General features: G+C 60.0%; 19 protein-coding genes and 1 riboswitch. Of the genes, 15 read left to right on the plus strand and 4 right to left on the minus strand.

The features are described 5' to 3' along the window. The first annotated feature begins 65 nt into the window (after positions 1–65). Positions 66–141: riboswitch (Fluoride riboswitch) on the plus strand. Between the two features lie 40 nt (positions 142–181). The 3 genes from BVU99_RS16050 to eno are packed head-to-tail and all read left to right on the plus strand — an operon-like array spanning position 182 to position 2,879. Then, positions 182–1,147: a DHHA2 domain-containing protein gene (locus BVU99_RS16050; RefSeq protein ID WP_060447174.1), complete on the plus strand. Its 966-nt coding sequence runs from the start codon at positions 182–184 to the stop codon at positions 1,145–1,147. 3 nt (positions 1,148–1,150) lie between these two features. Beyond that, entirely contained in the window at positions 1,151–1,579 is a 429-nt protein-coding gene (locus BVU99_RS16055; protein ID WP_025302833.1) for a universal stress protein, read from the plus strand. Between the two features lie 16 nt (positions 1,580–1,595). Beyond that, positions 1,596–2,879, plus strand: a complete 1,284-nt coding sequence (gene eno / locus BVU99_RS16060; protein WP_049204031.1) for a phosphopyruvate hydratase — start codon at positions 1,596–1,598, stop codon at positions 2,877–2,879. On the opposite strand, the gene BVU99_RS16065 is transcribed toward eno, so the two are convergent. Beyond that, positions 2,876–3,283 carry a MerR family transcriptional regulator gene (locus BVU99_RS16065; RefSeq protein ID WP_025302831.1) on the minus strand — a complete coding sequence of 136 codons (408 nt, stop codon included), beginning with the start codon at positions 3,281–3,283 and terminating at the stop codon, positions 2,876–2,878. The genes eno and BVU99_RS16065 overlap by 4 nt on opposite strands. 70 nt (positions 3,284–3,353) lie before the next feature. Between BVU99_RS16065 and BVU99_RS16070 the strand changes: the two genes are divergently transcribed. The 3 genes from BVU99_RS16070 to BVU99_RS16080 all read left to right on the plus strand — a co-directional run bounded on the left by BVU99_RS16070 (position 3,354) and on the right by BVU99_RS16080 (position 7,950). Continuing rightward, positions 3,354–4,574: an NADH:flavin oxidoreductase/NADH oxidase family protein gene (locus BVU99_RS16070; protein ID WP_025302830.1), complete on the plus strand. Its 1,221-nt coding sequence runs from the start codon at positions 3,354–3,356 to the stop codon at positions 4,572–4,574. A 505-nt stretch (positions 4,575–5,079) separates the two neighbouring features. Then, positions 5,080–6,462 carry a diaminobutyrate--2-oxoglutarate transaminase gene (locus BVU99_RS16075; protein WP_071826114.1) on the plus strand — a complete coding sequence of 461 codons (1,383 nt, stop codon included), beginning with the start codon at positions 5,080–5,082 and terminating at the stop codon, positions 6,460–6,462. Between the two features lie 18 nt (positions 6,463–6,480). Further along, a complete protein-coding gene (locus tag BVU99_RS16080; protein WP_099817630.1) occupies positions 6,481–7,950 on the plus strand; it encodes an aspartate aminotransferase family protein in 1,470 nt (489 codons plus the stop codon). A 76-nt stretch (positions 7,951–8,026) separates the two neighbouring features. On the opposite strand, the gene BVU99_RS16085 is transcribed toward BVU99_RS16080, so the two are convergent. Both BVU99_RS16085 and BVU99_RS16090 read right to left on the minus strand, forming a co-directional pair. Next, complete coding sequence (locus BVU99_RS16085; protein ID WP_025302827.1) at positions 8,027–8,554, minus strand: hypothetical protein; 528 nt, start codon at positions 8,552–8,554, stop codon at positions 8,027–8,029. A gap of 3 nt (positions 8,555–8,557) precedes the next feature. Beyond that, positions 8,558–9,475 carry a cyclase family protein gene (locus BVU99_RS16090; protein WP_244590505.1) on the minus strand — a complete coding sequence of 306 codons (918 nt, stop codon included), beginning with the start codon at positions 9,473–9,475 and terminating at the stop codon, positions 8,558–8,560. On the opposite strand from BVU99_RS16090, the gene BVU99_RS16095 reads away from it, so the two are divergent. Further along, positions 9,474–10,280, plus strand: coding sequence for a helix-turn-helix transcriptional regulator (locus BVU99_RS16095; protein WP_226905806.1), 807 nt, complete (start codon positions 9,474–9,476; stop codon positions 10,278–10,280). The two genes, BVU99_RS16090 and BVU99_RS16095, sit on opposite strands and share 2 nt — an antisense overlap. A 69-nt stretch (positions 10,281–10,349) precedes the next feature. After that, on the plus strand, positions 10,350–11,282 hold the full coding sequence (locus tag BVU99_RS16100) for a LysR family transcriptional regulator (protein WP_043137378.1): 933 nt from the start codon (positions 10,350–10,352) through the stop codon (positions 11,280–11,282). Positions 11,283–11,289: 7 nt separating this feature from the next. On the opposite strand, the gene BVU99_RS16105 is transcribed toward BVU99_RS16100, so the two are convergent. Further along, positions 11,290–11,931, minus strand: a complete 642-nt coding sequence (locus BVU99_RS16105; protein ID WP_099817622.1) for a TetR family transcriptional regulator — start codon at positions 11,929–11,931, stop codon at positions 11,290–11,292. Between the two features lie 93 nt (positions 11,932–12,024). Here BVU99_RS16105 and BVU99_RS16110 point away from each other — a divergent pair, with 93 nt between their 5' ends. From BVU99_RS16110 to pqqE, 7 genes are all read left to right on the plus strand, one after another. After that, positions 12,025–12,687 (plus strand): class I SAM-dependent methyltransferase, encoded by a 663-nt coding sequence (locus tag BVU99_RS16110; protein WP_043137382.1) that lies wholly within the window; start codon positions 12,025–12,027, stop codon positions 12,685–12,687. A gap of 81 nt (positions 12,688–12,768) precedes the next feature. Beyond that, positions 12,769–13,818 carry a dipeptidase gene (locus BVU99_RS16115; RefSeq protein WP_099817623.1) on the plus strand — a complete coding sequence of 350 codons (1,050 nt, stop codon included), beginning with the start codon at positions 12,769–12,771 and terminating at the stop codon, positions 13,816–13,818. Positions 13,819–13,935: 117 nt separating this feature from the next. Next, positions 13,936–14,013, plus strand: coding sequence for a pyrroloquinoline quinone precursor peptide PqqA (gene pqqA / locus BVU99_RS16120; protein ID WP_004937827.1), 78 nt, complete (start codon positions 13,936–13,938; stop codon positions 14,011–14,013). Positions 14,014–14,071: 58 nt separating this feature from the next. Next, entirely contained in the window at positions 14,072–14,983 is a 912-nt protein-coding gene (gene pqqB, locus BVU99_RS16125) for a pyrroloquinoline quinone biosynthesis protein PqqB (protein ID WP_099817624.1), read from the plus strand. Between the two features lie 9 nt (positions 14,984–14,992). Beyond that, on the plus strand, positions 14,993–15,748 hold the full coding sequence (gene pqqC / locus BVU99_RS16130) for a pyrroloquinoline-quinone synthase PqqC (RefSeq protein WP_025302820.1): 756 nt from the start codon (positions 14,993–14,995) through the stop codon (positions 15,746–15,748). After that, complete coding sequence (gene pqqD, locus BVU99_RS16135) at positions 15,748–16,026, plus strand: pyrroloquinoline quinone biosynthesis peptide chaperone PqqD (RefSeq protein ID WP_016927749.1); 279 nt, start codon at positions 15,748–15,750, stop codon at positions 16,024–16,026. Before pqqC ends, pqqD begins: the two co-directional genes overlap by 1 nt. Further along, entirely contained in the window at positions 16,019–17,155 is a 1,137-nt protein-coding gene (gene pqqE, locus BVU99_RS16140; protein WP_099817625.1) for a pyrroloquinoline quinone biosynthesis protein PqqE, read from the plus strand. Before pqqD ends, pqqE begins: the two co-directional genes overlap by 8 nt.

Below are 17,155 nucleotides of genomic sequence, written 5' to 3' on the forward strand. Positions count from 1 at the left end.
AATCCGATTGCGCATTCTCGCCAGCTTTGCCGGGCGTTGCGTTTGCCACCGCGCTGCGCTACAGTCGTTCACAAGGTGATGGTGTTCCACCTTTCCCAACCGCCGCGTTCGCTCGAACCGGATGATGACGCCTGATATACAACTTCGCTTTATTTTTTAGGCAGGTATGTCAGGAGTCGCTATGAATGAAATCTCACGTCTTACCCCTTTTCCATCCCAGCCTGATCTCGCCGTGCGGGAAATGCCGCTGTACGTTTTCGGCCATAAAAATCCCGACAGCGACAGCATCTGCAGCGCGCTGGTGGTCGCGGACTGGCTCAATCACCTCGGCAAACCGGCCGTCGCTTTCCGCCTTGGCGAATTGACGCCGGAAACCCGCTACATACTGGCCGCCGCCGGCGTACAAACGCCTGCGCTGCTGACAGACGATCTCCGTGACCGCAAAGTCTGGCTGGTGGATTTTACCGACGTCGAACAAGGGCCGGCCTCATTGCCCGACAGCGATGTGGTCGGCGTTATCGATCATCACCGGCTGGGCACCTTGATCACCCGCAACCCGCCCGATGTCTGGATCCGCGCCGTTGGCTGTTGCGCCACCGTGATCCTGTCCATACTGACGTCAGATACGCCGATGCCGCTTTCTTCCGCCCAGGCCACGCTGCTGCTGGGCGCGATTTTGAGCGATACCGTTGCGCTGAGCGCACCGACCACCACCGAACAGGATCGGGTGGCGGTCGCGCGGTTATGCGCAATCTCTCACGTTGACTATGACGCCTTCATCGCCGGATTGCTTGCCGCCAAAACCGATCTTTCGGGGCAATCCGCCCCGCAGTTGCTGCACCGTGACGCTAAGAATTACCGCATCCATAGCGTCTCGCTGCTGCTGTCGCAGATAGAAGTGCGGGCTATGAGCGATATCGATCCGCTGTTGCCCGCGCTGCAACAGGCGCTCGATCAGGCTAAGCAGGAGGCCGGGCTGGAGATGGCCGCGCTGCTGGTTACCGATATCACCCGCCACCGCTCTACCCTGTATTTCTCGTCGAACCGGGTGCTCGCCATTCGGCAGGTGTCGCTGCCCGGCATGACGAGCCGGAAAAAAGAGGTTTTACCGTGGTTAACCCTACAGATTGCTAACGCAGGGAGATAAGTCATGTCGCTCTATCAACATGCTTTACTGCTGGTGCAGGATGAACGCGACGGCCGGCTGCTGTTGCGCCATGCCGAACGCCTCAATCAGCAGATGAATACGCGCATTACCGTGGCGCACATCAGCGCCGACTATGCCGAGCTGGACTACCTCAGCGATGCACAAACCAAAGATCGCCAGTCCAGCGAGGTGATCGCTGCCAAAGCCATGCTCAGCCGGCTGGTGGAAGACTGCACAATCCCCCTGGAGGTGCGCGCAATTGTCAGTATTCACCGCTTCAAAGACATCGAGGCCCTGATTGCCCGTGAAGGCGTCGATCTGTTGCTGCTCGGCCATCAGAACCGTCCGTTCGGCGTCTTTGCCTCCTTCGGCTTCGAGTTCATTAACCATTTGTCGATCGACGTGCTGATAAAGCACGTGCCCACTCCCTAGAATGAGGTGATCATCCATGAGCTATGAAATTGAAAACGTAACCGCCAGAGAGATCCTGGATTCGCGCGGCAACCCCACCGTCGAAGTTGAAATGACTGCGGCGGGCGTCGTGGCACGGGCTTCGGTTCCCTCCGGCGCCAGCACCGGTTCACGCGAGGCGGTGGAACACCGCGACGGCGATCCGCACCGTTACGGCGGTAAAGGCGTTCAGGAAGCGGTGCAAAGCGTCAAAACGGCGATCAATGAAGCGCTGCGCGGGGTGGATGTACGCCAACAAGGGGAGATTGACCGCCGGTTGATCGCACTGGACGGCAGCGAGAACAAGAGCCGATTGGGGGCCAACGCCCTGCTCGGCGTTTCTCTGGCCGCCGCCCGCCTCGCGGCGCAATTGTCGCAGCTGCCGCTGTATCGTTATCTGGGCGGTCTCGGCGCCAACCTGCTGCCGGTGCCCTGCATGAATATCATCAACGGCGGCGTGCATGCCCGCTGGCAAGGTGCGGACTTTCAGGAATTTATGATAGCGCCGCTGGGCGCGCCGTCGCTGCGCGAGGCCGTGCGCTGGGGCAGTGAAGTTTATCAGGCGCTGCGCCAAATTCTGTTGGAGAAAGGCCTGTCGGTCGGCGTTGGCGACGAAGGCGGTTTTGCGCCGGCGGTTGCCTCTAACCGGCAACCACTGGAGCTGATCGTACAGGCGATAGAGAAAGCCGGTTATCAACCGGGAGACGATATCGCCATTTGCATGGACCCGGCCTCGAGTGAATTCTATGCCAACGGCAAATACCGCCTGCGCAGCGAAAACGCTGAACTGGATGCCGAACAGATGACGGCCTATTACCAGCGGCTGGTGCAAGATTTTCCCATCGTGCTGATTGAAGACGGTTTGGCCGAGGACGACTGGGCGGGCTGGCGCATTCTCAGCGACGCCCTGGGCGATCAGGTGGAACTGGTCGGTGACGATCTGTTCGTCACCAACGTGAAATACATCCAGCGCGGGATTGATGAAAGATTGGCCAATGCGGCGCTGATCAAGCTGAACCAGATTGGCACGCTGAGCGAAACTTTCGCCGCCGTGCAGCTTTGCCAGGCAAATGGCTGGGGCGCCTTTATCTCACACCGCAGCGGCGAAACCGTCGACAGCTTTATCGCCGATATGACGGTTGCGATGCGAGCTGGCCATGTGAAAACCGGCGCGCCGTGCCGCGGCGAGCGGATCGAAAAATACAATCAGCTGATGCGCATCGAAGACCAATTGGGCATCGCGGCGGTATATGCCGGGCGCGCCGCCTTTAAACACCGTTAATCTTTGCAGGCCGGCCACGCACCGGCCTGTTTTTCATTTTTTGCGCGGCATAATCCCGCCACGCCGGATTCCAACAGAATACGCCGCGTCGCCATCAACGTCTCACGCTGCTCGTTCAGCGTCGCCATCATCCGCTCGATTTCCGCCAGCCGGCTGTCGACGCCCTGTATCAACCCATCCTGATAGGCGCTGCCCTGCAGCGCCAATACCCCGCGGATCGCCTGCAGCGAAAACCCCAGATTCTGGCCGATTTGGATCAGGTGCAGCCGCTCCAGCGCGCTTTCGCTATACACCCGATATCCGTTAACGCCGCGCACCGCTTTGGGCAGCAGACCCTGCTGTTCGTAGTAACGTATCGCCGAGGCGGCCATGCCGGCGCGCTCCGCCAACTCTCCGATTTTCATGCCCTATTGACCTTAAAGTTAACTTTAACCCTAGTATAGCGCCATTCCCCCTGCGACAGGAACGTACCCGATGTTTACCCCACTGATTCTGCCCAACGGCAGCCGCTTACCCAACCGTCTGGCCAAGGCCGCGTTGGAAGAAAATCTGGCCGATGAGGGCCAACTGCCCGGCCCCGCGCTATGGCGCCTGTATCGCCACTGGGGTATCGGCGGCGCCGGCCTCATCATCACCGGCAACGTGATGATCGACGGACGCGCCATGACCGGCCCCGGCGGCGTAGTGTTGGAACAGGATACGCCGCTCGAGGCGTTCAAAACCTGGGCGGCGGCCTCGCGCCAAGAAGGCGCGCAGGTATGGATGCAGCTCAGCCACCCGGGCCGTCAGGTGATGGCCAACATGGGCGGCAACGCCTGGGCACCCTCCGCCATCCCAATGGCGATGGGCAAGTACAGCAAGCAGTTTGCCCCGCCGCAGGCCATGAGCGAAGCGCAGATTGCCGAGGTGATCGCCCGCTTCGCCGCCAGCGCGCACGCCGCCGAACAGGCCGGGTTTACCGGCGTGCAGATCCATGCGGCGCACGGCTACCTCATCTCCCAGTTCTTGTCGCCGTTGTCCAACCAGCGCAGCGATCGTTGGGGGGGCGAGCTGGCGAATCGCGCCCGCCTGCTGCTGGAGGTGGTGCGCGCGGTGCGCCAGCGTGTCTCGCCAGGCTTTTGCGTGGCGGTCAAACTGAACTCCGCCGATTTTCAGCGTGGCGGCTTTTCGCCGGACGAGGCCCGACAGGTATTGTTGATGCTCAACGAACTGCCGGTCGATCTGGTGGAGTTGTCAGGCGGGAGTTATGAGAGCCCGGCGATGCAGGGCGAAGCGGCGGACGACAGCACCCTGGCGCGCGAAGCCTATTTTCTGACCTTCGCCCGCGATCTCGCCGCAGTGGCCCGCATGCCAGTGATGACTACTGGCGGCATCGCCCGCCCGTCGGTGGCGCAACGGGTGCTGAACAGCGGCATCGCGGTGGTCGGCATCGCCACCGCCATGGCGGAAATTCCCGATCTGCCGCACCGCTGGCAAACCGGCGAAGCCCCTCATGCGCTGCCCGCGCCGGTAAAATGGCGCGATAAAACGCTGACGCTGCTCGCTCGTATGGCGCTGATCAAGCGCCGCATGCACGCCCTGAGCCGCGATCGGACGCGCAACGTGCGTTACTCCCCGCTGTGGTCGCTGCTCATCGACCGGTGGCGCACCCGCCGCACTCTGCGGCGCTATCACGCCTGGTTACGGCAACGTTAATAACCGCGGTGCCGGCAGACTCGCCGGCACCGCACAAAAATCCCGCTTTTTTGATCGCGCTACGTAAAATCTGCAAGAAATCACCACTCTGGGTACTGCGCTTTTAACGCTCGACCGCTTATATTCATCACAAATTTTGTGTATATAACCGCTATAGGACTTAAGGTGGTGAATAGATGAAAATAAGCCGCTATTTTCTATTTATGTTATTAATCGGAAATTCACCTTAATAATAAATGCATTAAAGAAGTAGCCAAAGGAAAGCAGAAAAGGATTTTTACGCAATGTTAAAGAAATGTTGTTTTTTGCTGGCAAAACCAACGGTCGACAAATCAACAACATATTGATGAGCCTAAGAAAAAACTAAACAATTCAAAACAAAATCGGCTATTGAGTCCCAGGCAAAAAAGCCATATATTGGTCGCGCTTTTCACAAGGCAGTTACTTTTCTAATTCATTAATTCAATCGTTGCGTCTTGAGACCTTCGGTTGTAGGAGAGATATGATGACGGATAAAGTCCGTATTGATACTTTAGTTGCAAACTCATTAAACGGAAACAATGAAACCTATTTGGCGCGTCAAGCCGAATTTGAGTCGAATGTTAGGAGTTATCCGCGCAAATTGCCGTTGGCAATTGCGAAAGCCCAGGGCGTTTGGATCACTGATGTTGAGAATAATCAATATCTTGATTGCCTGGCCGGGGCGGGAACGTTGGCTCTTGGACATAATCACCCCGACGTCCTGCAAAGCATCCAAAATGTCATTACCAGCGGCTTGCCGTTACATACTCTCGATCTCACGACCCCGTTGAAAGATCGTTTCTCCGATTACCTGCTCTCTCTGTTGCCTGGCGAAGGCAAAGGGTATTGCCTGCAGTTCTGCGGCCCGTCCGGCGCCGATGCGGTGGAAGCCGCGCTGAAGCTGGCGAAAAAGCACACCGGCCGTTCCGGCGTGATCAGCTTCTCCGGCGGCTATCACGGCATGACCCACGGCGCGCTGTCAGTCACCGGCAACCTGTCGCCGAAGGCGGCGATCAACGGCATGATGCCGGAAGTGCAGTTCATGCCTTATCCGCATGAATACCGCTGCCCGCTGGGCATCGGCGGCGAAGCCGGCGTCAAGGCGCTGACCTACTACTTCGACAACCTGATCAACGACGTGGAAAGCGGCGTGCGTAAACCGGCGGCGGTGATCCTAGAAGCCGTTCAGGGCGAAGGCGGGGTTAACCCGGCGCCGGCCGAGTGGCTGCAGCGCATCCGCAAAGTGACGCAGGAGCATGGCATTCTGCTGATCATCGACGAAGTTCAGGCTGGTTTCGCCCGTACGGGCAAGCTGTTCGCCTTCGAACACGCCGGCATCGAGCCGGACATCATCGTGATGTCGAAAGCGGTCGGCGGCGGCTTGCCGCTCGCGGTGCTGGGCATCAAAAAAGAGTTCGATGCCTGGGAACCGGGCCACCACACCGGCACCTTCCGCGGCAACCAGCTGGCGATGGCCACCGGCCTGACCACCCTGCAGTACCTGAAAGAGCATAAGGTCGCCGATAAAGTGGCCGCTCAGGGCGAATGGCTCAAAGGCAAGCTGACCGAGCTGCAGAAACGTTATCCGGTGATCGGTCACGTCCGCGGTCTGGGCCTGATGATCGGCATCGAGATCGTCAAGCCGAACGAAGCGCAGGATCACATGGGCTGTTACCCGGCCGATGGCGAGCTGTCCGCGCTGCTGCAGAAAAAATGCTTCGAATCCGGCTTGATCCTGGAGCGCGGCGGGCGCAACGGCTGTGTACTGCGCCTGTTGCCTTCCCTGCTGATCACCAATGATGAGCTGGGTATTTTCCTGGATAAATTTGAGCAGGCGCTGTTGGCCGCCGGCGTCAAGCCTGTCTGATTGGAGCGAATGACCGCGATGTCCAAGTTAAACCCGATTCTGGCTTCCTCGGCGCACAGCGCCGAGGCTTACCGCCAGGCGATCGCACAGAGCAGTGAAGCCGTCGTGCAGTGGCTGCAACAGCCCGAGATGTATCAGGGCAAAAGCGTTGCCGAACTGCGCGAGCGCATTCAGCTAGACTTTACCCCGCAAGGCCTGGGCAACCAGGCGGCGATCGAGCGCGCCATCGAGTACTTTTTGAAAGACAGCCTGTCGGTGCACCACCCGCAGTGCGTGGCGCACCTGCACTGCCCGAGCCTGGTGATTAGCCAGGCTGCCGAAGTGCTGATCAACGCCACTAACCAGAGTATGGACTCCTGGGATCAGAGCCCGTCGGCCACGCTGATCGAAATGAAATTGATCGAGTGGCTCCGCGCCCAGGTCGGTTACCCGTCCGGCGACACCGGGGTGTTCACCAGCGGCGGCACCCAGAGCAACCTGATGGGGCTGATGCTGGCGCGCGACGCGTTCTTCGCGCGTCAGGGCCACTCCGTGCAGCAGGACGGTCTGGTGGGCGATCTGCGCAAGCTGAAGGTGTTCTGTTCTGAAAACGCCCACTTCTCGGTGCAGAAGAACATGGCGCTGATGGGCCTCGGCTATCAGTCCGTCACCCTGGTGAAAACCGATCGCTTCGCCCGCATGGACGTGAACGATCTGGCGGAAAAACTGGCGCAGGCCAAGGCCAACGGCGAGCAGGTGATGGCGATTGTCGCCACCGCCGGCACCACCGACGCCGGTGCCATTGACCCACTGCGCGACATCGCACGGCTGGCGGCGGAGCAGCAGATTTGGGTGCACGTGGATGCGGCCTGGGGCGGCGCGCTGCTGCTTTCCGAGCAGTACCGCGACTACCTGGACGGCCTGGAGCTGGTGGACTCCATCACCCTGGACTTCCATAAACAGTTCTTCCAGACCATCAGCTGCGGCGCCTTCCTGCTGAAAGACGAGCGCCACTATGAGCTGATGCGCTATCAGGCGGCCTACCTGAACTCCGAGTTCGACGAAGCGCAAGGCGTGCCGAACCTGGTGTCCAAGTCGCTGCAGACCACCCGCCGCTTCGATGCGTTGAAGCTGTGGATGGGGCTAGAAGCGCTCGGGCAGAAGCAATACGCCGAGATCATCGATCATGGCGTGACGCTGGCGCAACAGGTGGCGCGCTACATCGCCGATCAAGAAGCACTGGAACTGGTGATGCAGCCGCAGCTGGCCAGCGTGCTGTTCCGCTACCGTCCGGCGCAGCTGGCGGCGAACGGCGATGCGGCCGTCGCGCTGTTCAACCAGCGTATCGGTGACGCCCTGTTGGAATCGGGGCGCGCCAACGTCGGCGTGACCGAGTTCGATGGCGTGACCTGCCTGAAGATGACGCTGCTGAACCCGATCGTGACGCTGGAAGACATCAAGCTGTTGCTGGCGCTGGTCGAGAAAACCGCCCAGCAGCTGCCCGCGTAACCCTCTGCCACTGCGCATTAAAAGCCGATAACCCCAGGTTATCGGCTTTTTTATCGCGCTCACGCCGTGCGCGTATTCAATCCGTTGACATGTTTTCCCAGGATGTCGCTTGTAGGTCCAGATCGATTTCCAGCGTTTCCAAAAAGCGCGCCGTCATCATGTAGTGCCCAATCATTAATGCCAGTTCAGCCAGTTGAACCTCGTCATAATAGCGCCTGACCGCGTTAAATGTGTCGGCAGAGACCTTCACCTGCTTCACGCATTCATCGACAAAATGCAAGATGGCCGTCCCTCTGGCGTCGATGCCCACACCCTGCTCTATTTTCTCGATGTCGTCATCGCGCCACCCCGCAAGGATCGCCAGCGGATAGTGTTGCATACGCTCATAAGCGCTGTGGCTTAACGCGCCAACCCTTAATATGATCATTTCCCGATCTTTATCACACAGTCGCCCGGCCGGAAAAGAAGCGCCCAGGGACAGATATCCCTGCGCCGAACGGCTGGTTTTCAACAGACCCAGCGTAAGATTGGCGGGAAAACGGGCATATTGCTGCTGCTGCTCAGCCGTTAATTCACTCACTACCGGCAGTTTTATTCTGGCCATCGCTTATTCTCCCGCTTGAGCTTCGATAATTGCAACCGGCCGAGCCCAGCCGGCGGATGCCTTATAAACCTTCACCGGCAGACTGATCACGTTAAATCCGCAGGGCGGCAGCAATTCAAGATTGCACAGTTTTTCAATCTGGCAATAAGGATATTGACTGCCGGCATAGTGCCCTTCCCAAATAAGCGAAATATCGCCGCTTTGTTCAAATTTGGTGCGCGTATGGCTGAATGGCGCGTCCCAGCTCCAGGCATCGGTGCCCACCACTCTGACTCCACGTTCAGTAAGATACAGCGTCGCTTCACGGCCCATGCCGCAACCGCGATGAATAAAATCTTCGCTGCCGTAACGCCCGCCGGCCGCCGTGTTGACCAGGACAATATCGCCGGCGGCGATAGGATGGCCGATCCTCGCTAATTCACGCTCAATATCATGTGCAGTGGCTACATAGCCGTCGGGAAAATGCCGAAAATCCAATTTGACGCCAGGGCCGATACACCATTCCAGCGGTATTTCATCAATGGTTTTTGATGCAGAGCCGTCGTCCATATGCGAATGGTAGTGATAAGGGGCGTCCATATGCGTTCCCGCGTGGGTGCTCATGCGGACAAATTCCACCGCCCAGCCCTCCTGACGCGGCAACTCCCGGGGATCCAGACCGGGGAATGATTCCGCCAGCTGCAACGCTCCGTGCTTGTTATCAACATACTCGATTTCCGGCAGAAACCGCTCCGGATCGGAAGCGATCCCGCTCATCAGCGGCACCGAAAGATCAATGATTTTACCGTACATATTGTTACCTTTATCCAGGGGAATGACCTGCCCAGAGTAAGCTTTCCCCATAGAATAGAAATGCCGATTATCAGACAACTTATTGTTATAATAGGAAGACACAGCCATGAACGGACAGGAAGGCGTCATGAAACCGTCAGAATTGACCGGGGAAATCCCAATATCGATTTGGTTCAGAAATAAATCCTGGCCGGCAGGAACGCAATTCCCTTTACAGGCGTTGCCATGGGGCAAACTGATGTATTCCATGAAAGGGTTGGCGGAAATAAATATTGAGAACAATATTTATTTATCCACACCGGAATATGCCATTTGGCTCCCCGTTAATACCGAACATGAATCCGTAGCAAAGAGTGCAATTGACTATGTCATTCTTCATGTCAGCCCCTCGCTATGCCAATCCTTACCGAGCAGACCGCAAACCCTGCGGCTGAATAAGATCGTCAAAGCGGTGCTGGCCGATTTTTCAGAAAGGCTTATTGGCTATCCGCACACGCCTCAGGACCAGACGCTGGTTACCGCGTTGCTTGAGCAGCTGGCGCTGTCGGAGCGTTTTGACAGCTACCTGCCGCTCGGCAGCGATGACGTTGTCAAGATCATGACCGAAAAGATGAGCGCCGCGCCGCACGATCTCAACACCCTGACACAATGGTCGGGCATGCTGGGCTTGAGTGAGCGTACGCTGTCGCGGCGATTTCTCGCCGCTACCGGCATCTCTTTCAATGAATGGAAGCTGAGAAGCAAAACCCTCATGGCGATGACGCTGTTACAGGAAGGGAAAGCCGTCAAATATGTCGCCTCTACCCTGGGATATAACGATCCGTCCGCGTTTATCGCCATGTTCAGACGGCAAACGGGCCAGTCCCCCTCCGGTTTTTTAGCGGTAAGTCATGGCACAGCGAAAACAGGCTCAGGCATAATGCATGGCGACTGATGCAGCATTCGCACGCACAAACTGCATCGAACGCCTTCCCCCCTATTCAGCACGACAGGATGCGCACGCATGACCGACCCTGATTTCAACCTGCTGATCGCACTCGACGCGCTGCTGACGGCGGGCAGCGTTGCCGGCGCGGCGCGGCGTCTCGGTTTAAGCGCCTCGGCGATGAGCCGCACCCTCAGCCGGCTGCGCACGGCCACCGGTGATCCTCTGTTGGTGCGCGCCGGCCGTCATATGGTGCTGACGCCTTATGCCGAAACGCTGCGCGAACGGGCGCGAAACGCGGCATTCGAAGCCCGTGCGGTGCTGCGTCCGGCGCAGGGAGCATTGGATCCCGCCGCGCTGGATCGTACCTTCACGCTGCGCGCCAATGACGGCTTCGTCGAGGCCTTCGGCCCGGCGCTGATCGCCGCCGCCGCCGAACAGGCGCCGCGGGTGCGGTTGCGCTTTGCGCCCAAGCCGGAGAAAAGCGACCGCCCCCTGCGTGAAGGTCTGGTCGATCTGGAGATCGGCGTGTTGGGTGACATGGGCCCGGAAATCCGCCTGCAGGCGCTGTTCCGCGATCGCTTCGTTGGCGTGATGAGAACCGCACATCCGCTGGCGCAACAGCCAGAGATTGGCGTCGCCGACTACGCCGCTTGCGGCCACGTGGTGGCCTCGCGCAGCGGGCGCATTCTAGGGCCGGTAGACGCTGCGCTGGCGGAGCTGGGGCTGGCACGCCATATCGCCGCCGTGGTGCCAAGCTTTCCCGCCGCGCTGGCGGTGGCGCAAGCCTCAAACCTGTTGGCGTTGCTGCCCACCTCTTTCCTGCAGGCTCAACCTGCCGATGGCCCGCTGCGCGTCTTCGAGCTGCCGGTGAAAACGCCGCCCATTACCGTCTCGCAAATGTGGCACCCGCGCCTGGACGCCGAGGCGGATCACCGCTGGCTGCGGCAGTTGGTGTTGTCGGTTTGTCATCGGGAGGCGCAGCCCTCGGTGAATGACAATGTCACCTAAAAAGCGTTTACGGCCTCTGATGCCGGTTTAAATCGGCCAGATAAGCGCAAAACATGTCCGCCATCGCATCGGCATAAGCCGCGATCTCGGTATCGGTTCGCGGCGTTTCGGAGAATTGCTTGCCCGCCGCCCCCAACGTGCCGACGATCAGAGCGCCCGCCAACCGGCGAGTGACCTGCGGAACACCAGGCAACGCTTCGCACATGAAAACCTGCACGATATCCTTGCTGGCTGCCTTTACCGCCTGTGCCTCCGGCGCATCGCGGTAAAGCGGCGCCGCATCATTCAACGCTACGCGCATCTGCGCCTCTTCACATTCCGAACGGATAAACGCCTGCACCAACAACCGCAAGCGCGCGAACGGCGTTTTCTCGCGATCGGCCAAAATACGGCTCAGCATATCCGTGGTCTGCCGCCATTCGTCGCTCTGCAAACGAAACAGGATCGCCGCCTTATTGGGGAAATACTGATAAAGCGACCCGACGCTGACGCCGGCACGCTCGGCCACCCTGGCGGTGGTGAAACGCGCCGCCCCCTCCTGCGCCAAAACCTGAATAGCGGCGGTCAGAATAGCGGACACCAGTTCGGCGGAGCGCGCCTGTTGCGGTTGTTTTCTCGAAGAAATTTGCTTACTGCGGCGTTCAGTCATAGCGGGCGGCCAATGCGAATAGAGGAATGCGAATAGTTCGTCATATTATAACGGCATGCGCTAACGCGCTCCATTTACGACAGGAAATTTGCCATGAGTACCCTGACCACTGCCCCCTTAGCGCCGCTGCTAACCCGTCTGTTCCAACAGGCATCCCGCCGGTCCCCGGCGCTTGCCGCCCTGTTCCGCGACGTGCCGGACGCAGAGCAAAGCCGGCTGATGCAGAGCAAAACCGAGTACCGCGAACTCTACCACCGCCTGAAGGATTTACCGCTGGCCGTGTCGCCGGCGACCGGTGCCTTGCTCTACATGTTGGCGCGGGGTTGTCGGGCGCAAAACATCGTCGAATTCGGCACGTCGTTCGGTATTTCGACCCTGCACCTGGCCGCCGCACTGCGCGATAACGGCGGCGGCCGATTGATTACCTGCGAGTTTGAACCGAGCAAAGCGGCGCGGGCGCGTGACAACCTGACCGAAGGCGGCGTCATCGACCTGGTGGAGATCCGCGTCGGCGACGCCCTGGAAACGCTGCGCGGCGATCTGCCGGCCACGGTCGACCTGCTGCTGCTCGACGGCGCCAAGGGACTTTATCCCGATATTCTCGACCTGCTTGAGAGCCGTCTGCGGCCCGGTGCGCTGATCGTCGCGGACAACGCCGATGACAGCCCGGATTACCTGGCGCGGGTGCGCGATCCGGCGACGGGCTATCTCTCCACGCCGTTCGCGGATGACGTCGAATTGACAATTCGGCTTTAAAATCCCCATCGAGCGAGGGTTGTTCCCCCTCGCTCGATGGGAGAACATAGCGTTCACGATGCCTGACTCAGTGAAACGCCCATGACGCTTCCCCCTCTCTGGCCGGTCTTCGACGGCCATAACGACCTGCTGCTCAATCTGTGGCTGCAGCATGACGACGATCCGGTCGCCGCCTTTTATTCCCGCGTCACGCCGGGCCACCTCGATTTCTCCCGCATGCGGCGCGGCGGATTTTTCGGCGGGCTGTTCGCGGTATTTATTCCTCCGGTCAGCTATATAGCCCAGATGCGTAATCAAACGCAAGACGAGGCGCAGGCCGCCTTCGATCCGCTGGCGATCGCCGAACGGCAGATCGCCATCCTGCAGCAGCTGGAGCAGGCTTCTCAGGGGCAGCTGCGCATCTGTCGCACCGCCACCGAAATAGAACAGTGCCGCCTCAACCGGCAAATCGCCGCGGTGCTGCATATCGAAGGCGCCGGCATGATCGATGCAGAACTGACGCAGTTGGAGGCCTTCTACCGGCTGGGCGTGCGCAGCATCGGGCCATTCTGGAATCTGCCAAACGCCTTTGGTACCGGCGTCAGCGGGTCGTTCCCCGGCTCACCCGATACCGGCCCCGGCCTGACGCCGGCCGGCGAGGCGCTGATCCGTGCCTGCAATCAGCGCCGCATCATGATAGACGTCTCGCACATGAACGAGAAAGCCTTCTGGCAAACCGCCGCGTTGAGCACCGCACCGCTGGTCGCTACCCACTCCAATGCCCATGCCCTCTGCCCGCAGCCACGCAACCTGACCGACGCGCAGCTGGACGCCATCACCCAGAGCGGCGGGATGGTCGGCGTCAATTTCGGCACCGCCTTCCTGCGGGCGGACGGTAAACGTGACAGTGCAACGACCGGCTTAACAGAAATTGTTAAACACGTTGAGTATTTGATCGCTAAACTTGGTGAAGATCGCGTGGGGTTTGGCTCTGATTTTGACGGGGTCAACGTACCGCAACCGTTGGAGGACGCCGCAGGCCTGCCGCGCCTGACGCAAGCGCTGGCGCAGGCCGGGTTCGATAACCGGCTGCTGGAGAAGCTGACCTGGCGCAACTGGCTGAACGTGCTCGCCGCCACCTGGGGTGAATAACCCGGTTACGCTTTAAAGGTTGCGATCTCCGTCACATTTCGCCAACATTGTGCCGGCCGAATGCGAACGTTTCTCATTGGGTTCGACATATTACGATGCATGCTAAGGAGCACCGCTATGACTACCTGGACTAAACCTGAGTTTGTTGACCTGCGTCTGGGGCTGGAAGTAACGCTGTACATTTCCAACCGTTAATCGCCCGTCTGCCCGCCCTTCGCGCGGGCATTTCTTTCCCTCTCTTTCTGGTTTAGACATGCAGATAAAAGTTCTCGGCTCGGCGGCGGGCGGCGGCTTTCCCCAGTGGAATTGCAACTGCGACAACTGTCGGGGCGTTCGCAACCACAGCATCAGCGCCACGCGCCGCACGCAGTCTTCCATCGCTATCAGCGACGACGGTAAAAACTGGGTGCTGTGCAACGTTTCCCCGGACATTTGCCATCAACTGTTGGCCTCGCCCGAATTGAATAACCCCGACGTGCTGCGTGGCACCGGCATCGGCGCGATCGTGCTGACCGACAGCCAGATCGATCACAGCGCGGGCTTGCTCAATTTGCGTGAGGGCTGTCCGCACCAGGTCTGGTGCACGCCTGAAGTACATGACGATCTCAGCACTGGCTTCCCGGTGTTTCCCATGCTCTCCCATTGGAACGGCGGGTTGATTCACCACCCGGTGACGCCCGGCGAACCGTTCCACACGGCGGTCTGTCCGACCGTGCGCTTTACCGCCATTCCGCTGCTCAGCAACGCGCCGCCCTATTCGCCGTACCGCGATCGTCCGCTGCCGGGCCACAACGTGGCGCTGTTTATCGAAGATACCGCACGCGGGGTCGGGCTGCTGTACGCACCGGGCCTGGGTGAGCCGGACGAGGCGCTGATGCCGTGGCTGCGCCGCGCGGACTGCCTGCTGATCGACGGCACGCTGTGGCGCGACAACGAGCTGGCCAACGCCGGCGTGGGCCGTAATACCGGCAAGGACATGGGGCATCTGGCGCTGGCGGAAGAACACGGGCTGGCGGCCCTGCTCGCCACCTTGCCCGCCAGGCGCAAAATCCTGATCCACATTAACAATACCAACCCTATCCTCAATGAAAACTCGGCAGAGCGGCAAAGCCTGACCGCCGCCGGCATTGAAGTGAGCTGGGACGGCATGAATATCGAACTGTAGGGAACCGCCATGACGCAACCACTCCCCCTTGACCCACAGGCGTTTGAAGCGGCGCTGCGCGCCAAAGGCGCTTATTACCATATCCACCACCCGTACCACATCGCGATGCACAACGGCGAAGCGACCCGCGAGCAGATCCAGGGCTGGGTGGCCAACCGGTTCTACTACCAGACCAGCATTCCGATTAAGGATGCAGCGATCATGGCCAACTGCCCACAACCGGAAACACGCCGCAAATGGGTACAGCGCATCCTGGATCACGACGGCTACGGCGGCAGCGAAGGCGGCATCGAGGCCTGGCTGCGCCTGGGCGAAGCCGTTGGGCTGCAGCGCGACACTTTGCTCTCTGAAGAGCGGGTACTGCCGGGCGTGCGCTTCGCGGTGGACGCCTACGTCAACTTCGCGCGCCGCGCCTGCTGGCAGGAAGCAGCCTGCAGCTCACTGACCGAACTGTTCGCGCCGCAAATCCACCAATCGCGCCTCGACAGCTGGCCGCAGCACTACCCGTGGATCGACGCCGCCGGCTACGACTATTTCCGCAGCCGCCTCGGCCAGGCCAACCGAGATGTGGAACACGGCCTGGCGCTGGCGCTGGACTATTGCGACACCGTTGAAAAGCAGCAGCGCATGCTGGAGATCCTGCAGTTCAAGCTGGACATTCTGTGGAGCATGCTGGACGCCATGAGCATGGCCTACACCCTGAACCGCCCGCCTTACCACAGCGTGACCGCCGCGCGGGTATGGCACAACCAGAGGCTGGTGTAATGACGCTGAACCCTGAACACACCCCCGTCTTCCGCCGCGGTTACCGCCTGCAATGGGAGCAGGTGCAAAACAGCCATGTGATCCTCTACCCGGAAGGCATGGCCAAGCTGAACGACAGCGCCGCCGCCATTTTGCAACTGGTCGACGGCCACACTACGCTGAACGGCATCATCGCCCAGTTGAACGCCCGCTTCCCCGGCGCCGAAGGGTTAGCGGACGACGTGCTGGAATTTTTCCAGCGCGCCTACGAACAAAAATGGGTGACCTTCCGTGACTGAACCACGTGCGCCGGCGGTGAATCCGCCGCTCTGGCTGCTGGCGGAGCTGACCTACCGTTGCCCGCTGCAGTGCCCCTATTGCTCTAACCCGCTCGATTTTGCCGCGCAGGAAAAAGAGCTGACCACCGCGCAGTGGATCGAGGTGTTTCGCCAAGCGCGGGCGATGGGCAGCGTGCAGCTCGGCTTCTCCGGCGGCGAGCCGCTGGTGCGTAAAGACCTGCCCGAGCTGATCGCCGCCGCCCGCGATCTCGGGTTTTACACCAACCTGATCACCTCCGGCATCGGCCTGACCGAGAAAAAGCTGCAGACCTTCGCCGACGCCGGGCTGGATCACATTCAGATCAGTTTTCAGGCCAGCGATGAAACGTTGAACGCCGCGCTGGCGGGCTCCGCCAAAGCATTTCAGCAGAAGTTGGCCATGGCCAAGGCGGTCAAGGCGCTCGGCTATCCGATGGTGCTCAACTTCGTGCTGCATCGCCATAATATCGGCCAGATCGACCGCATTATCGAACTGGCGATCCAGCTGGACGCCGACGACGTCGAGCTGGCGACCTGCCAGTTCTACGGCTGGGCGCACCTGAACCGTGAAGGTCTGCTGCCGACCCTCGAACAGATCGCCGATGCGGAAACCGTGGTGAAACGCTACCGCGAATGCATGGCCGCCGACGGCAAGCTGGCCAACCTGCTGTTCGTCACGCCGGACTACTACGAGGAGCGCCCCAAAGGCTGCATGGGTGGCTGGGGCGCCATCTTCATGAGCGTGACGCCGGAAGGCATGGCGTTACCCTGTCACAGCGCCCGTCAGTTACCGATTGCCTTCCCGTCGGTGCTGGAGCACGATCTGCAGCATATCTGGTACCACTCGTTCGGTTTTAACCGCTATCGCGGCTATGACTGGATGCCGGAGCCCTGCCGTTCCTGCTCGGAGAAAGAGCAAGACTACGGCGGCTGCCGCTGTCAGGCGTTCATGCTAACCGGCAACGCCGACAACGCCGACCCGGTGTGCGGCAAATCGCCGCACCACGGCACCATTCTGGCGGCGCGGGAAGCGGCGAACCGTTCGCAGATCGGTATCGATCAGCTGCGTTTTCGCAATCAGGCCAACTCCCGTCTGATCTTCAAGGGTTGA

This window comes from Serratia sp. OLAL2 (assembly GCF_002752475.1).
Taxonomy (GTDB): domain Bacteria; phylum Pseudomonadota; class Gammaproteobacteria; order Enterobacterales; family Enterobacteriaceae; genus Serratia; species Serratia bockelmannii.

What these genes read in the sequence shown, in the direction of transcription:
- BVU99_RS16050 (WP_060447174.1), top strand. Translation starts at nt 182, where the DNA reads ATGAATGAAATCTCACGTCTTACCCCTTTTCCATCCCAGCCTGATCTC.
- BVU99_RS16055 (WP_025302833.1), top strand. Translation starts at nt 1,151, where the DNA reads ATGTCGCTCTATCAACATGCTTTACTGCTGGTGCAGGATGAACGCGAC.
- eno (WP_049204031.1), top strand. Translation starts at nt 1,596, where the DNA reads ATGAGCTATGAAATTGAAAACGTAACCGCCAGAGAGATCCTGGATTCG.
- BVU99_RS16065 (WP_025302831.1), bottom strand. Translation starts at nt 3,283, where the DNA reads ATGAAAATCGGAGAGTTGGCGGAGCGCGCCGGCATGGCCGCCTCGGCG.
- BVU99_RS16070 (WP_025302830.1), top strand. Translation starts at nt 3,354, where the DNA reads ATGTTTACCCCACTGATTCTGCCCAACGGCAGCCGCTTACCCAACCGT.
- BVU99_RS16075 (WP_071826114.1), top strand. Translation starts at nt 5,080, where the DNA reads ATGACGGATAAAGTCCGTATTGATACTTTAGTTGCAAACTCATTAAAC.
- BVU99_RS16080 (WP_099817630.1), top strand. Translation starts at nt 6,481, where the DNA reads ATGTCCAAGTTAAACCCGATTCTGGCTTCCTCGGCGCACAGCGCCGAG.
- BVU99_RS16085 (WP_025302827.1), bottom strand. Translation starts at nt 8,554, where the DNA reads ATGGCCAGAATAAAACTGCCGGTAGTGAGTGAATTAACGGCTGAGCAG.
- BVU99_RS16095 (WP_226905806.1), top strand. Translation starts at nt 9,474, where the DNA reads ATGAAACCGTCAGAATTGACCGGGGAAATCCCAATATCGATTTGGTTC.
- BVU99_RS16090 (WP_244590505.1), bottom strand. Translation starts at nt 9,475, where the DNA reads ATGACGCCTTCCTGTCCGTTCATGGCTGTGTCTTCCTATTATAACAAT.
- BVU99_RS16100 (WP_043137378.1), top strand. Translation starts at nt 10,350, where the DNA reads ATGACCGACCCTGATTTCAACCTGCTGATCGCACTCGACGCGCTGCTG.
- BVU99_RS16105 (WP_099817622.1), bottom strand. Translation starts at nt 11,931, where the DNA reads ATGACTGAACGCCGCAGTAAGCAAATTTCTTCGAGAAAACAACCGCAA.
- BVU99_RS16110 (WP_043137382.1), top strand. Translation starts at nt 12,025, where the DNA reads ATGAGTACCCTGACCACTGCCCCCTTAGCGCCGCTGCTAACCCGTCTG.
- BVU99_RS16115 (WP_099817623.1), top strand. Translation starts at nt 12,769, where the DNA reads ATGACGCTTCCCCCTCTCTGGCCGGTCTTCGACGGCCATAACGACCTG.
- pqqA (WP_004937827.1), top strand. Translation starts at nt 13,936, where the DNA reads ATGACTACCTGGACTAAACCTGAGTTTGTTGACCTGCGTCTGGGGCTG.
- pqqB (WP_099817624.1), top strand. Translation starts at nt 14,072, where the DNA reads ATGCAGATAAAAGTTCTCGGCTCGGCGGCGGGCGGCGGCTTTCCCCAG.
- pqqC (WP_025302820.1), top strand. Translation starts at nt 14,993, where the DNA reads ATGACGCAACCACTCCCCCTTGACCCACAGGCGTTTGAAGCGGCGCTG.
- pqqD (WP_016927749.1), top strand. Translation starts at nt 15,748, where the DNA reads ATGACGCTGAACCCTGAACACACCCCCGTCTTCCGCCGCGGTTACCGC.